Origin of the sequence: Mycobacterium sp. 1164985.4, assembly GCF_001668575.1 — a bacterium.
Lineage (GTDB): Bacteria > Actinomycetota > Actinomycetes > Mycobacteriales > Mycobacteriaceae > Mycobacterium.
Genome location: NZ_LZMD01000046.1, coordinates 140,696 through 155,333 on the forward strand (window position 1 = coordinate 140,696; position 14,638 = coordinate 155,333).

Annotated in this window: 18 protein-coding genes; 8 read left to right on the forward strand and 10 right to left on the reverse strand. The window is 68.0% G+C overall.

All coding sequences use genetic code 11. From position 1 onward, the window contains the following. Positions 1 to 24: 24 nt before the first annotated feature. The 3 genes from A5650_RS07020 to A5650_RS07030 form a co-directional block, all read right to left on the reverse strand. Entirely contained in the window at positions 25 to 381 is a 357-nt protein-coding gene (locus A5650_RS07020; protein WP_067084275.1) for a hypothetical protein, read from the reverse strand. Positions 382 to 481: 100 nt separating this feature from the next. After that, positions 482 to 835: a hypothetical protein gene (locus A5650_RS07025; RefSeq protein WP_067084273.1), complete on the reverse strand. Its 354-nt coding sequence runs from the start codon at positions 833 to 835 to the stop codon at positions 482 to 484. Positions 836 to 894: 59 nt separating this feature from the next. Further along, entirely contained in the window at positions 895 to 1,236 is a 342-nt protein-coding gene (locus tag A5650_RS07030; protein WP_067084271.1) for a hypothetical protein, read from the reverse strand. A gap of 223 nt (positions 1,237 to 1,459) precedes the next feature. On the opposite strand from A5650_RS07030, the gene A5650_RS07035 reads away from it, so the two are divergent. The 8 genes from A5650_RS07035 (at position 1,460) to A5650_RS07075 (ending at position 10,215) form a co-directional block, all read left to right on the forward strand. Further along, complete coding sequence (locus A5650_RS07035; protein WP_067084269.1) at positions 1,460 to 2,392, forward strand: enoyl-CoA hydratase; 933 nt, start codon at positions 1,460 to 1,462, stop codon at positions 2,390 to 2,392. Between the two features lie 43 nt (positions 2,393 to 2,435). Beyond that, the gene (locus A5650_RS07040) at positions 2,436 to 3,272 is read left to right on the forward strand and encodes an SDR family oxidoreductase (RefSeq protein WP_067084267.1); all 837 of its coding nucleotides are present in this window, start codon (positions 2,436 to 2,438) and stop codon (positions 3,270 to 3,272) included. Between the two features lie 38 nt (positions 3,273 to 3,310). Next, on the forward strand, positions 3,311 to 4,834 hold the full coding sequence (locus tag A5650_RS07045) for a PucR family transcriptional regulator (RefSeq protein WP_067288106.1): 1,524 nt from the start codon (positions 3,311 to 3,313) through the stop codon (positions 4,832 to 4,834). Positions 4,835 to 4,989: 155 nt separating this feature from the next. Then, positions 4,990 to 6,255, forward strand: coding sequence for an NAD(P)/FAD-dependent oxidoreductase (locus tag A5650_RS07050; RefSeq protein WP_067288109.1), 1,266 nt, complete (start codon positions 4,990 to 4,992; stop codon positions 6,253 to 6,255). 118 nt (positions 6,256 to 6,373) lie between these two features. Continuing rightward, on the forward strand, positions 6,374 to 6,655 hold the full coding sequence (locus A5650_RS07055) for a GreA/GreB family elongation factor (RefSeq protein WP_067288112.1): 282 nt from the start codon (positions 6,374 to 6,376) through the stop codon (positions 6,653 to 6,655). Continuing rightward, positions 6,652 to 7,137, forward strand: coding sequence for a GreA/GreB family elongation factor (locus A5650_RS07060; protein ID WP_067288115.1), 486 nt, complete (start codon positions 6,652 to 6,654; stop codon positions 7,135 to 7,137). The genes A5650_RS07055 and A5650_RS07060 overlap by 4 nt, the downstream gene beginning before the upstream one ends. Before the next feature lie 160 nt (positions 7,138 to 7,297). Then, positions 7,298 to 8,986 carry an aa3-type cytochrome oxidase subunit I gene (gene ctaD, locus A5650_RS07065; RefSeq protein WP_156744038.1) on the forward strand — a complete coding sequence of 563 codons (1,689 nt, stop codon included), beginning with the start codon at positions 7,298 to 7,300 and terminating at the stop codon, positions 8,984 to 8,986. 443 nt (positions 8,987 to 9,429) lie between these two features. Next, on the forward strand, positions 9,430 to 10,215 hold the full coding sequence (locus tag A5650_RS07075; RefSeq protein ID WP_067288125.1) for a hypothetical protein: 786 nt from the start codon (positions 9,430 to 9,432) through the stop codon (positions 10,213 to 10,215). 4 nt (positions 10,216 to 10,219) lie between these two features. Here A5650_RS07075 and A5650_RS27650 read toward each other — a convergent pair whose 3' ends face one another. The 7 genes from A5650_RS27650 to A5650_RS07105 form a co-directional block, all read right to left on the reverse strand. Beyond that, positions 10,220 to 10,354: a hypothetical protein gene (locus tag A5650_RS27650; protein ID WP_502687050.1), complete on the reverse strand. Its 135-nt coding sequence runs from the start codon at positions 10,352 to 10,354 to the stop codon at positions 10,220 to 10,222. 67 nt (positions 10,355 to 10,421) lie between these two features. Continuing rightward, positions 10,422 to 10,589, reverse strand: coding sequence for a TRIC cation channel family protein (locus tag A5650_RS27655; protein ID WP_502687051.1), 168 nt, complete (start codon positions 10,587 to 10,589; stop codon positions 10,422 to 10,424). 28 nt (positions 10,590 to 10,617) lie between these two features. Further along, positions 10,618 to 11,604, reverse strand: a complete 987-nt coding sequence (locus A5650_RS07085; protein ID WP_067288128.1) for an NAD-dependent epimerase/dehydratase family protein — start codon at positions 11,602 to 11,604, stop codon at positions 10,618 to 10,620. A 40-nt stretch (positions 11,605 to 11,644) separates the two neighbouring features. Beyond that, positions 11,645 to 12,532 carry an NAD(P)-dependent oxidoreductase gene (locus A5650_RS07090; RefSeq protein ID WP_067288476.1) on the reverse strand — a complete coding sequence of 296 codons (888 nt, stop codon included), beginning with the start codon at positions 12,530 to 12,532 and terminating at the stop codon, positions 11,645 to 11,647. Positions 12,533 to 12,571: 39 nt separating this feature from the next. Beyond that, positions 12,572 to 13,042, reverse strand: coding sequence for a (2Fe-2S)-binding protein (locus A5650_RS07095; RefSeq protein ID WP_067288131.1), 471 nt, complete (start codon positions 13,040 to 13,042; stop codon positions 12,572 to 12,574). After that, positions 13,035 to 13,910, reverse strand: coding sequence for an FAD binding domain-containing protein (locus A5650_RS07100; protein ID WP_067288135.1), 876 nt, complete (start codon positions 13,908 to 13,910; stop codon positions 13,035 to 13,037). The genes A5650_RS07095 and A5650_RS07100 overlap by 8 nt, the downstream gene beginning before the upstream one ends. Further along, positions 13,907 to 14,638: an SRPBCC family protein gene (locus tag A5650_RS07105; RefSeq protein ID WP_067288137.1), complete on the reverse strand. Its 732-nt coding sequence runs from the start codon at positions 14,636 to 14,638 to the stop codon at positions 13,907 to 13,909. The genes A5650_RS07100 and A5650_RS07105 overlap by 4 nt, the downstream gene beginning before the upstream one ends.

The following is a 14,638-nucleotide window of genomic DNA, read 5'->3' on the forward strand; positions in this document are numbered from 1 at the left end:
CTCGCCGGTCGGCTAACCCCCTGACTAAGGGCTGTGGCTGAAGACGGGCGGCGGGGGAGCCGTCACCGTCTGCGCCTGGGCCTCTTCGGCCAGGCCGATGCAGCCGCCCTGGTTGTGGCCGATACACGGCACGCCCATGACCTCAGGGACGTCGGGGTTGCCGGCCGGCGTGCTGAACACCGAACCGGAGTTGGGCACCGTGTGGGGCACGCAGTTGCCGGTGAACTGGTCCGGCTCCTCCCCGCCGCTGCAGCCCTGAGCCTGCGGCGCCACCGGGGCGGTCGGTGCTGCGAAGACGGTGACCACCGGAGCCGCGGCGATCGCAACCGCAAAGCCACCGGCAAGGATCAGCCGTTGTACTGGGGACTTCAAGCTCGCCATGGTCACGCTTTCTGTGAGTGATCAACCGTGCCGTCGGCAAGAATTCTATGGAAGCTGCCAGCTTTCTGCACAGCTTCGCAGAGTTCCCTGCCGATTCCGGCTACGGGCTTGCGCTGATGGTCGAGCGCGGTTGCGCGGCCGGTCCGGCCGCTGCTTCGTTCTCGGCCAACCCGATACAGGCTCCGGCATTGTGGCCGATGCAGGGGATGCCCTGAATCTCCGGAACATCGGGATTCGCCGCGGTGACTTGGAAGAGGGGCGGCGAGGTCGGGACCATGAAGGGGACACAGGTCATGGTGAACTGGTCGGGCTCCTCGCCCCCCTGACAGCCCTGCGCCACCGCAGCGCTCGGTTCCGACGCCAAGTGCAGGCCGGCAAACGGTGCGGCCGCCGCTGCGGCAACGAAAACGCCGGTGAGAACCAGTCGCCGGAGCGGAGCCGAATATTTCGCCATTCCGCGATTCTAGGAGCCGACCGTCGATTCGTGCACTCGATACGCCGATGGCGCCGCGCTTACGGGCTCGAGCTGACCGAGGTATGCGGCTGCACGAGGGGTGTCTGGGCCTGCTGCTCTTCGGCCAGACCGATGCACTGTCCTGATTGTCGGCCGCCGCAGGGAATTCCGTCGATCGCGGGCAGGTCGGGATTTCCGGGAATCGTCGAGAACGGCGAGGACGAATTCGGTACGCACGCGGTGGTGTAGAGGTCTTCGGATTCTCCGGCGGCGCAGGCGACATGGGAGGTGTCGGGGGCGGCGGGCGCGGTGATCGTGGCGACGAGCGGCGCGGCCAGGGCCACCGCGGCGAATCCGCCGGCTGTCGCGAGCCGGATGGCAGTGGGCAGTTCGATCGCCATTTGTCTCTCCTTTTTGTTAGCTATACGCCGCAGTGAGGCGATCCGGAGCGGTGCGCCGATTGGCGCCAATCGTAGTACCGGTAACGGGATTACGCTCGGTCTATTGCGGCGGGGAGCCATATCTGTGAGTCCACTGTCCGATAGCTGTGGCACCGCTGAGTGAGCGTTGCGACGGGCACCGTAATGTGCAGGTGGTCGAACAACGCAAGCGAGGTGATCCGTGATGGCGAGCCCTGATCTGACGAGCGCCGGCGCCGGAGGCGGTGCGGCGCAACAGGTGACCTATGAAACCCTCGACGACGGTCAGATCGCGCGCATCTGGCTCAACCGCCCGGATGCGCAGAATGCGCAGTCCCGCACGCTGTTGGTGCAGTTGGACGAGGCGTTCGGCCGCGCCGAAGCCGACGACCGTGTGCGGGTGGTGATCCTCGCAGCGCGCGGCAAGAACTTCTCGGCCGGACACGATCTGGGATCAGAGGAGGCGATGCTGGAGCGTGCGCCCGGCGCGGCGCAGCATCCGACGTTCCAATCGCACGGCGCCACCGTGCCGGCCATCGCCGAGCGGACGTACCTTCAGGAGTGGCACTTCTTCTTCGAGAACACCCGCCGATGGCGAGACCTGCGCAAGATCACGATCGCGCAGGTGCAGGGCAACGCGATCTCGGCCGGCCTCATGCTCGTCTGGGCGTGCGATCTGATCGTCGCGGCCGACGATGCGAAGTTCTCCGACGTAGTCGGTGTCAGGATGGGAATGCCGGGTGTGGAGTATTACGCGCACCCATGGGAATTCGGCGCCCGCAAGGCGAAAGAGCTTCTGCTGACCGGTGATTCGATCGACGCCGACGAAGCGTACCGGCTCGGCATGGTGTCGAAGATCTTTCCGCGCAACGAACTCGAGGACAAGACGCTCGAGTTCGCCCGCCGTATCGCCGAGCGGCCGACGATGGCAGCGCTGCTCATCAAGGATTCGGTCAACGCCGCCTCGGACGCGATGGGCTTCACCGAGGCGTTACGCCATGCGTTCCACATCCACGAACTCGGGCATGCGCATTGGGCGGCGCACAACGAGAATCGCTATCCGGTCGGGCTTCCGCCGAACGTGCCGGACTGGCGCACCCTCGGCGCGCCGAAGCCCGCCCGCCGCGACGAGCCGTGACGTATAACTGGAACCTGTTCTAGCTACGGCGAAGGGGTCTGCGGTGGAGTTGTCCTTGACGGGTCGCACGGTTTTGGTCACAGGCGGCGGCAGTGGCATCGGCAAGGGTGTGGCGGCCGCGGTGGTCGCCGCGGGCGGTAACGCGATGCTCGTCGGCCGCAACGCCGACAAGTTGTCCGCAGCGGCCGACGAGATCAAGGCGCAGGGAGGCCCCGGCTCGGTGCTCTACGAGCCGGCCGATGTGACGAACGAGGACGAGGTGGTCCGCGTCGTGGAGGCCACGACGGCATGGACCGGTCGGCTCTACGGCGTCGTGCACTGTGCGGGCGGGAGCGAGACGATCGGACCGATCACGCAGATCGACTCCGAGCTGTGGCGGCGCACCGTCGATCTCAACATCAACGGCACCATGTACGTGCTCAAGCATTCGGCGCGCGAGATGGTGCGCGGCGGCGGCGGATCCTTCATCGGCATCTCGTCGATCGCAGCGAGCAACACCCACCGCTGGTTCGGCGCGTACGGCGTGTCCAAGGCGGGCATCGACCATCTGATGCAGCTCGCCGCCGACGAGCTCGGCCCCTCCTGGGTCCGGGTGAACTGCATCCGGCCCGGCCTGATCCGCACCGAACTCGTCGCCCCGGTACTCGAATCTCCGGAGTTGAGCGGCGACTACGCGGCGTGCACGCCGTTGCCGCGGGCGGGTGAGGTCGAGGACATCGCCAACGCCTCGCTCTTCCTGCTCAGCGACGCGGCGAGTTTCATCACCGGCCAGGTCATCAACGTCGACGGCGGCCAGCTGGTGCGTCGCGGCCCGGACTACTCGTCGATGCTCGAGCCGCTGTTCGGCGCCGAGGGTCTGCGGGGGGTTGTCGCCAACTAAGCACCCGCGCTCTGTAGGGCGCGCGGTAACGTCGGCCCGTGGTCACCTTGGACCGGCTGGTCAACGTGCTCGGCAGTTACGGCGTGCGCCTGCGCTTCTGCCCGGTGCCCCGCTCCACGGAGTTGGGCAGCGTGGTGATGCACGAGGTCATCGACGGCCGCACGGTCACCGGCGACGTCTTGCTGGCGATCGGCGCGCGAACGGTCAACGAGGCGCTGCGGTGGGCGGTTTCGGCGCGCGCCGTGGTCGTACTTCTTCGCGACGGCGACCATGACACCACGTTCGCGGGGATGGTCGAAGGCGTCGCGGTGATGGTCGTCGATCCGGCGGTGCCGTGGAGTGAACTCGCCGCGATCGTCTACGGGTTGGTGCTGGAGGGCCGCGAAACCGAATCCGGCCGGGGCCCAACGGATTTGTTCGCGCTCGCCGACAGTCTGGCCGAATCGGTGGGTGGTGCGGTGACCATCGAGGACCCGTTGTCGCGCGTGTTGGCGTATTCGACGATGCAGGAGAACGCCGACCGGGCCCGCGTTGCGACGATCATGAACCGGCAGGCGCCGGAATGGTTGCGCGAGTTCTTCGATTCCCGAGGCGTGTCCACGCATCTCGCATCGTCCGACGAGCCGATGTTCGTCGAGGCGGACGGCGACCACGGCGTGTCCGGCCGCATGGTCGTCGCCGTGCGCTCCGGCCGCGAACTGATGGGGTCGGTGTGGGTTTCGACCCCGAAGCCGTTGGTGGAGCCCGTACGCACGGCGCTGGCCGACGGCGCGAGGACCGTGGCGCTGCATTTGTTGCGGTCGCGTGCCAGTGCCGATCTCGAGCGTCAGGTCGAATCCGACCTGGTGCTGCGGCTACTCGACGGCAGCGCGGACGCCGCGGCGTCGGCGAGCAGGCTGGGGTTGTCGCAAGGTCCGGTGCGGGTCATCGCCGTGCAGGCGTCGATCGGCGCCGAACGTGACGCGGCGCTGTTGTTGGCCTTCGAGCGGGCGACCGCCGGCTTCGGCTGGTCGCGACCGGGCCGAAGCGCGCTGGCGGGCAACACGGTCTACACCCTGCTTCCCGGCGAGCAGGTTGCCGCCGCCCGCAAGTGGGTCGCCGGTTTACGGGCGGCCCTGCCCGACCGGGTCACAGTGGTGGCCGGTATCAGCAAGCCGGCCGTCGCCGTCGATCTGCCCGCGGCGCGGCAGGAGGCCGACGAGTGTCTGGCGCTGCACGAGGTCGGCCCGCTGGATGCCGTCCCGCCCGCCTACGACGAGTCGTGGCACGAGATCCTGCTGCAGCGCCTGCGCACCGCCGCCCGCTCGGGACGCACCCCGGACCGCGGGCCCGTCGCCGAATTGCGACGTCACGACCAGAGCCATGACACGGAGTACGTCTCGACGTTGAGGGCCTACCTGGAGGCGCTGGGTGATCCCGCCGGGGCGGGACACCGCCTGGGCGTACACGAGAACACCGTGCGGTACCGCCTACGCAAGATGGGCGAGATCACCGAGCTGCCGCTGGACGACGCCCGCAAGCGCCTGGCCATGATGATCGAACTTGCCGCGACCGACGCCTAGGCCGCTCCATCGGCGTTCGGGCCTTTGTCGGATCGCGACAACGGCGCAGCGAGGGATTGTCCCGCCGCGGCAACCCGGATCGAGCTCACTCCTCCCACCATGGGGACAACGAACTTTTCGAGGAATTTCCGAACTCAGCGATGGAGGTATTCCCCATGGTCGGCGGCGAGCGGATTGACGGTGGGCCGCGGTCTGCGATCGTGGTCGGCGCCGGCATCGTCGGCCTGTCAACGGCGTGGTTCCTGCAGGAGCGCGGTGTCGACGTCACCGTCGTCGACCGAAGTGGCGTGGCCTCCGGGGCGTCCTGGGGCAACGCCGGCTGGGTGTCGCCGGCACTGACGATTCCGCTGAACTCGCCGAAGACGCTGCGCTATGGCCTGCGCTCGTTGCGCGACCAGAACGCTCCCCTGCACATCCCGTGGAGCGTCGACGGCGCGCTGTGGCTGTTTCTGGCCCAGTTCGCCGCCAACTGCCGCGCGACGGCGTGGAATCGCGCGGTGGAGGCCAATGTGCCGCTGAACCAGGAGTGCATCGAGGCCTTCGACGTCCTCATCGCGAACGGCGTCGACGCCCCGGTAACGGACGCCCCGATCACCGCGCTGTTCCTCAGCACCGAAGACGCCGAGCAGATGATGCGCGAACTGCGTGTCCTCGAGCGGGCCGGTCAGGATCTGTTCGTGACGGGGCTGTCCGGAGAGGCGCTGCGGGAACAGGTGCCGCTGGCGTCGCATGCGGTCACCGCCGGCATCAACATCAACAACCAGCGCTTCGTCGACCCGGGTCGTTTCGTGCAGGCACTGGGCCGCGCGGTCGAGGAGCGCGGGGCGACGATCCTGACGCTCGATGTCCGCGGCGTGTTCAGCACCGGCAACGGCGTGGTGGTCCAGCCTCACAGCGGCAAGCATCTGAGCGCGGACACCGCCGTGATTGCCACCGGCGCATGGATGTCGCGGCTGACCGGCCACCGATTGCGCGTCCCGGTGGAGTCGGGCCGCGGGTACTCCTTCACCGTTCCCGTGGACCGCCCCATCCCCGGGCCTATCTACCTGCCGGACATCCGCGTCGCGTGCACGCCCTACCGCGGCGCATTGCGCGTGGCGGGCACGATGGAATTCCGCGACCCCCACGAACCCGTGATCCCCGAACGGGTGGGCGCGATCGTCGCGTCGGCGAGCAAGCTTCTCGACGGCGTCCGGTGGGCCGAGCGCAGCGACATCTGGGTCGGCCCCCGGCCGATGACTCCCGACGGCCGCCCCCTCATCGGCGAGATGTCGCGAAACGTCTACGTCGCCGGCGGCCACGGCATGTGGGGCCTGGCGCACGGACCGGTGACGGGCCGGCTACTCGCCGAACAGATCAGCACGGGCAAGCAGCCCGAGGCGTTGCGGCCGTTCGATCCGCTTCGCCGTGCGATCGCCTAGCCCCAGACCGACGGCGTCTCACTCCTGCCCTTCGCGGGGCACTGCGAGTCGTCAGGGGCGGCGCTACCCACAGCCCACGGCCCGCCCCTGACGGCAACCCTTTCGAGAAAGGACGAACATGACCAGCGCCGACCGCATCTGGATGACGCGACGTGCCTATATCCGACTGCAGGCCGAGCTGGCGGCCCTCCAGGCCCGACCCCGGTTGGAGGTACCCGACGACGCGGTGGCCGAGCCGGGCATGGTCGTGACAGTCCGCTACGACGACATCGGTGAGACACACGGCCCCCACCGGCAAGGAGCTGCGAGTGACGCTCCTGGCGGCCAAACCCTACGGGGCCGCCATCGATTCGGCGGCCGGCCGACTCCCAGCCTGACCACACGGAAGGACCGAACATGACCAGTGCGCAACGGATTTGGATTTCACGGGTCGCCTACGAGCGGCTGCAAACCGAACTGGCCACCCTGCGTGAACTCTGCGCGAACGCCGCCAGCGACGAAGAGACGGACGAGAACGCGATCGCGATAAAGCGAGCGCGGCAGGCGCGAATCCAGCAGATCCACGAGATGCTGATCAACGCCGTCGTGGGGGAGGACCCACCGGACGACGGGATCGCCGAGCCGGGCATGGTCGTCACCGTCCGCTATGACGACACCGGGGAGATCGAGACGTTTCTCCTCGGCGTGCGCAGCGCCGAGCACGGCGACATGGAGGTCTATTCGACGCAGTCGCCGCTGGGTGCGGCCATTCTCGGCGCCAAACCGGGTGAGCGGCGGGCCTTCAAGCTCCCTAGCGGCGGTGACCTCTCGGTCACGATGCTGACCGCGGTGCCGTACGGCATGCACAGCGGTGACGAGGAGCCGGTGAACGCGGCCGGCTGATCCGGCCGGCCGCGCGGCTTCGTCCAATGGCTTTCGGCGTGCGCGCAGGCTACCTACTATTGACGTCACGACGACCCCTCGCCGAAGGGAGGGTTCCGAAGTGACCGCCGAAGTGACCTCGGTCCCGAAGCTGCAGGCACGCCGCCCGTTCCCCGCGAGGATGGGCCCGCGAGGCAACCTGGTCTACAAGCTCATCACCACGACCGATCACAAGATTATCGGCATCATGTACTGCGTCGCCTGCTTCACCTTCTTCTTCATCGGCGGGCTGATGGCGCTGTTCATGCGCGCCGAGCTGGCGATGCCGGGGTTGCAGTTCCTGTCCAACGAGCAGTTCAACCAGCTGTTCACCATGCACGGCACGGCGATGCTGCTGTTCTACGCGACGCCGATCGTGTTCGGGTTCGCCAACCTGGTGCTGCCGCTGCAGATCGGCGCGCCCGACGTGGCCTTTCCACGTCTGAACGCCCTGTCGTTCTGGCTGTTCGTATTCGGCGCCATGATCGCCCTCGCCGGCTTCATCACCCCGGGCGGGGCCGCCGACTTCGGCTGGACCGCCTATGCGCCGCTGAGCAACGCCATTCACTCGCCGGGGGCCGGCGGTGACTTGTGGATCCTGGGCCTGGCCGTCGGTGGTCTGGGCACGATCCTCGGCGGTGTCAACATGATCACCACCGTGGTGTGCATGCGCGCACCCGGTATGACGATGTTCCGGATGCCGATCTTCACGTGGAACATCACGGTGACGTCGATCCTGGTGCTGATGGTCTTCCCGATCCTGACCGCCGCGCTTTTCGGCCTGGCCGCAGATCGTCATCTCGGGGCGCACATCTACGACCCGGCGAACGGCGGGCCAATCCTCTACCAGCACCTGTTCTGGTACTTCGGCCACCCCGAGGTGTACATCATCGCGTTGCCGTTCTTCGGCATCGTCACCGAAGTGTTCCCGGTGTTCAGCCGCAAGCCGATCTTCGGCTACACCACGCTGGTGTACGCGACGCTGGCGATCGCGGCGCTCTCGGTGGCGGTGTGGGCGCACCACATGTTCGCCACCGGTGCGGTCCTGCTGCCGTTCTTCTCGTTCATGACTTATCTGATCGCGGTCCCGACCGGTATCAAGTTCTTCAACTGGATCGGCACGATGTGGAAAGGCCAGTTGACGTTCGAGACACCCATGTTGTTTTCCATCGGGTTTCTCGTCACCTTCCTGCTCGGTGGCCTCACAGGTGTGATGCTGGCCAGCCCGCCGCTCGACTTCCACGTCACGGACTCCTACTTCGTGGTCGCCCATTTCCATTACGTGCTGTTCGGCACGATCGTGTTCGCGACGTATGCCGGTATCTACTTCTGGTTCCCGAAGATGACGGGCCGACTGCTCGACGAGCGGCTGGGCAAGTTGCACTTCTGGCTGACGTTCATCGGCTTCCACACCACGTTCTTGGTGCAGCACTGGCTGGGTGACGAGGGCATGCCGCGCCGCTACGCCGACTATCTGCCGACCGACGGCTTCACCGTTCTCAACGTCGTGTCGTCGATCGGCGCGTTCATTCTCGGACTCTCGGTGCTGCCCTTCGCGTGGAATGTGTTCAAGAGCTGGCGCTACGGCGAGCCGGTGACGGTCGACGATCCGTGGGGTTACGGCAACTCGCTGGAGTGGGCGACGTCGTGCCCGCCGCCGCGGCACAACTTCACCGAGCTGCCCCGAATCCGTTCCGAGCGGCCCGCGTTCGAGCTGCACTACCCGCACATGGTCGACCGCATGCGCGCCGAGGCCCATGTCGGAAGGCATGCGACAGCGGGTGAGTCGCAGTCCGGCTTCGGGCCGCGCACCGAGCCAGACCGTAGCTAGCGACCCAGCCCATCTGAATCAAATCGCCTATGCGCGAGCTTTGTTGCGCGCGAACAACGCCTGACTCGACGGTTGTCGGCGCGAGGCAATGCTTTGCCCCTTGTCTGCCCGCAGCATGGAAGGTGTTGCCCGGACCCCCGACGAAGTGGGTCCGGGCTCCATAGCGACGAGACCGAGTGAGGGCAAACAGACATGACCGCGTCGATCGAAAAAATCGGCGGCACGGCGGTGTTCACGCGATCACCGCAACGACCACCGACACGGCGTGAGACGCCGGGCAGTTCACCGAAACATGGCCTGTGGCGTGACGACGACCAGTGGCTTACCCAGGTGGCCATCCCACGTTGGGAGGCCGAGGGTGGAGCGCTTCCCAAAACCTAGCGGCGGCTGAGCGCGGTGAGTGCGCCGCGGCCCACCCACCGAGACCGACAGGAGTGAAAGACATGAACAGGCAACCCCGACATTGGACGAGTTGGGCGTCCCTGCTGATAGGCATCGCCGCCGTCATCGCCGCCGTCACCGCCACCTCGACCCCGGCCGGACGCGGGCTCACACTCGCATTCGGCGCCTTCGTCGTGTTCTTCGCCGCGCTCTCGCTTCTCGCGCGGGTCCGCACGCCCGGCAGCTGGGGCCTTGTCGCGATCGGGCTGGGTATGGCCATGTTGCCGTTCCTCGGGGCGGCTTTCTTCCCGGACCCCGGCGCGACGTGGACCGGTCTGGTGGCCGGCCCGCTGGTGATGACGCTCGGCGCGATCGGATGGGTGACCGGGCGGCCGCCCACGGTCACGGGCATCAGCCACTGGGGTCACCGCGACTCGAAACGCGATGCGACGGCGGCCCTGATCACCGGTGCCGCGTTGGTGATCGGCCTGGGCACCGTGCTGCTCGGTTCCCTCGTGGTCCGGTCGTCGGCGGCCGCGGTGGCGAGCACGGTCGGGTTGGGGGTCTTCTTGATCATCGTTGCACTGTGGTCGTGGACCGCGATCGACCCGACCCGCGACTACTTCATGCTGGCCGCTGTCGGTTTCGCGTTGTTCCTCGCACCGACCGCCGCGGGGTTCTGGAGCGATCCCGCCGCATGGGCGGCCTGGATTCCCGGCGCGGCCGCCACTGCGCTGGGCGTGACGGGCTACCTGATCGGGGATCACCGCGACCTCACCAGCAAGCTGCGCGAGAGCGCCGCCGAGCGATACCACAGGGCGTTCCGCGCGCAGCGATCGGGCGCGTGACGCCTCAGTCCGGTCCGTCCGGCACCCGCGGGGCGTGGAGGTCGAAGCGGACGCCGACCAGGCGGATGGTGAAGCAGACCAGCGCCCCGAACACCGCGGCCAGTGTGCCGCGGTAGCCGTAGGCGTCGGCGGCACCCACACAGGCTCCGCCGATCAGTGCGGGTATCGCGTTCAGCTCCTGCGTAGCACCGTCGGGATTCGGCCGATCAACACTCGCGGATCGTGCCGCCGCCCAATCCGGTGAACATGCCGAGCGTGATGACCCCGAAGATGTCGAGGCGTTCGGCGCGCACCGCCGTCAGCGCCCCGTTGAGCGCGAACGCGAAAGTGCCGAGCAGGTCGAGCACCAACCACAGCGGCGACGGACCCAGCATGACCGCAGGTATACCCGGCCGCCGGTGGTTACGGGACCGACTGCTGCGGTTCGAACGATGCGACGATCGCGTCGATCGGGGAGCGCCAGGTGATGCCGAGGTCCCCGGTGGTCGCGGAGTCGTCGGTCGGCGTCGCCGCGGTCAGCAGCAGCGCGGCCTCGTACGTCAGGCCGTCACCCAGGTCGACGACGCCGGACAACGCCTCCCCGACGATGCTGATACCGCGAAACATGCCCTGGCTGACGGGAATCCGCCGGAACCGGCGGTTCGCACCCCGCTCGAGCGCCGAAATCATCTCCTCGAACGTGAGCAATTCGCCGCCGCACACGTAGCGGCGCGGCCCGCGGCCGGGGGTGAACAGCGCCGCGTGGACGTCGGCGACGTCGCGGACGTCGATCATCTGCATGCCGCCGCGCAATCGAGGCGCGACGCCCCATCGCACCATCGGCGCCCATCCGCGCTCGGTGACGCCCGCCGCGGTGTGGAACGCCGGACCCACCACGCTGGACGGGTAGGTGATGACCACCGGCGCGCCCTCGTCCTGCAATCGCCGCGCCACCCGGTCGGCGTAGGCCTTGGTCTGCGCGTACGGACTGCGCCCTGGCGCGGTCGGCGTGTCGGGACCGATCACCCCGTTCGGCGGCGGGAACAGCGCGCTGTAGCTGCTGACCAGCACGACCGGATCCAGCCCGCCGGACGCCGCTCGGGTCAGCACCGCCTCGGTGGCGTTGGCGTTCACCTCCCACATCAGCTTGCTGCGCCGCTTGTCCGTGCCGACCACGCCGGCGCCGTGCAGCACCGCATCGCAGCCGTCAAGCAGCGCGTCCACCGTGGCGGTCTGGCGGATGTCGCCGCTCATCGTTTCGACCTCGCCGATCTCGGCGAGGCGGGCGAGAACCGGGGCGCCCTCGGCGTCCGGCGCAACAAGTAAACGCACGCGGTGGCCGGCTTCGAGCAGGGCGCGCACGCAGTGGGCGCCGACGTAACCGGTGCCTCCGGTGACCGCGATCAGCATGGTGCTCCTCGGATTTCGAAGAAGCGCCGATCGTATCGTCTCAGCGGGTGGGCTCGGCGCCGGACTCCCAATCCGCGACGGTGCTCAGCGCCGACCAGTCGAGCTCACCGCCGCCCCTGGCGATCAAGGTCAGGAACTTGTCGCGCACCAAACTGGCGATCGGCAACGGAACGCGCAGCTCTTCGCCCGCGGCCAGCGCCAGCCGGACATCTTTGAGCCCGAGTGTGGCGGCGAAGCCGGCGGGTTCGAACTCGCCTCGCGCCATCAGCCCGCCGTAGGTCCGGTACACCGGTGCGTCGAACAGCGTCGACGTCAGGATCTCCAGATAGTCGGGTTTGGTCACCGCACCCTTGACGACCAGGGCCATGGCTTCGCTGAGCGCCTCGATGACCGATGCGATCAGGAAGTTGCCGCTGAGTTTGATCAGGGTCGCGGCCCTCGGGGTCTCGGACACGACGAACGTACGCTGACCGATCGCGTCGAACACCGGTCCGGCGTCCGTCACGGCCGCCGCGTCGCCCGCTGCGATCACGAACAACTTCGCCGCGGCCGCCGCCTCCGGCCGGCCGAAAACAGGTGCCGATACGAAACGCTGGCCGGCGGCGGCGTGCACGTCGGCCAGCCGGTCGGTGAGTGCGGCGCTGATCGTGCTGCACGAGATGTGCACGGCGCCGGGAGACAGCGCGGACACGATGCCGTCGTCGGACAACGAAACCGCCTCGACCGCACCGTCGTCGGCCAGCATCGTGACCACGCACTCGCCGCGGCACGCGTCGGCGATAGAGGCCGCGGCCGTGGCGCCACGTTCAGCGAGTGTCGAGACCTTTTCCGCGGAGCGGTTGTAGGCCGTCACCCGGTGCCCCGCCCCGAGGAGATTGACCGCCATCGGAGCGCCCATGTTGCCCAGACCGATGAACCCGATATCCATGGCGTCCACGATGCCGGGTCGCGGCCGTCGCGGCAGGACTTAGGTCATCTCGGCCGCGCGATGCACGGCGTTGACGATCCCCTGATAGCCGGTGCACCGGCAGAAGTTGCCCGACAAACCCTCACGGATCTCTTCGTCGGTCGGATTGGGGTTGTCGCGAAGCAATGCGGTTATCGAGGTGACGAACCCCGGCGTGCAGAAACCGCACTGCAGGCCATGGCATTCGCGCAGCGCGGCCTGCACGGGCGACAGTTCGCCGTCCGCGCCGCCGATGCCCTCTACGGTGGTGACCTCCATACCCTCGGCCTGAACGGCGAAGAGCAGGCACGCGCGCACCGCGTCGCCGTTGAGCAGCACGGTGCATGCACCGCAGGCGCCGTGCTCACAACCGAGGTGCGTCCCCGTCAGGCCACACTTCTCCCGCAGGAAGTCCGCGAGCGTGATTCGCGGTTCCACGGTCGCTGAGAATGTGCGCCCGTTGACCGTCATCTCGACCGGCAGTTCATGCATCGATTGCCTCCGTTGTGGCGCGGGACCAGGCGCGGGCGACCATCGTCGCGCCGACCTTGGCCCGGTAGGTGGCCGACCCCTGCAAGTCGGACGGGATGTCCTCGAGGCCGGTCAGTGCGAGCCTGCCGACCTCCTCGGCGCTGAGCTCACCGACGGGGCGACCGGTGACGGCCTCCTCGGCGGCGGTGCCGCGCAGCGGCGTCGATCCCAGGCCCAACAAGCCTATGCCGCAACGGGTTACCCGGTCGTCGGTGCCGAGTTCGACCGCCACCGCAGCACCCGCGATCGCGAAGTCGCCGTGACGGCGGGCGAATTCCTCCAGCGCGAAACCGGATCGCTCACCCCACACGGGGAAGTGCACCGCGGTCAACATCTCCCCGGGCTGCAGCGAGGTTTCCCAGAGGCCGGTGAAGAAGTCCTTCGCCGCAATCTGCCGAGACCCCGTCGAGGACACCGCATCCATCTGCGCGTCGAGCGCCAACGCCACCGCCGCATACTCTGCCGCGGGGTCGGCGTGTGCGATGGCGCCACCGAGCGTGCCCCTGGTCCGGATCTGGAAGTGCCCGATGTGTGGCGTGGCCAGCGTCAGCAGCGGAACCGATTCCGCCACTTCGTCATCCATGCCGACGAACGAGTGCGGGGTGCCCGCTGCCACGCGCACCGCGCCGTCCACCAAGTCGATGCTGCGAAGCTCGTCGATGCGGGAGATGTCGATGAGGTTGTCGAAGTGCGTCAGCCGCATCGCCAGCATCGGCACCAGACTCTGCCCGCCCGCAAGGATTTTCGCATCCTCGCCGAACTCGGCGAGCATGTCGACCGCCTCCTTGACCGAGTCCGGGCGATGGTAGGTGAACGGAGCGGCTTTCATGACCGCAGCCGCTCCGTCGGCGAGCTGAGCAGCCTGGCCAATGCGGCCTGCAGGTCGTCTGCTAGCACCGCGGCCGGTGCCTTCTTGCGACGCCGGCCGATGAGGAAGCCGACCGCCAAGCCGCCGGCGACGGCGGCCGCGACCGGGGCGGCCCGCTTGGCCATCGGCAGCGCAACGACTTTGAGCATGTCGATGGAATCCCCGGCGTCGGCCTGGGCCGTCGCCGCGGCCGCCTCCGCCGTCGGGGCGGTGGTCGGCGCGGAGGCTCCGTTCGTCGCGCCGTCGCCGAGCACGCTGGCCTCCAGCGACTTGGCGAACTGGCCGATCAGGTTGGATGCCACGTCGGCGAGCACGCCGCGTCCGAATTGAGCGGCCTTACCGGAGATCGTCAGATCGGTGTTGATGTAGACGACGGTGCCCGCGGCCCCCTCGTCCTTGAGCTGCGCGGTGACGATGGCCGCGGCGTTGCCGCTGCCGCGGGTCTCCTTGCCCTCGGCCTTGAGCACGACGCGCTGGGCGGCGGCGTCCTTCTCCTGAAACGAGGCAACACCCTTGTAGGACACCGTGATCGGGCCGACCTTGACCTTCACCGCGCCAGTGAAGTCATCGCCGTCAACCGACAGCAGCGTGGCCCCGGGCAGGCACGGAGCGACACGCTCGACGTCGGTCAGCACCTCCCACGTCTTGTCGGCAGGCACCGCGACCCGAAACTCGTTGTTCAGTTCCAC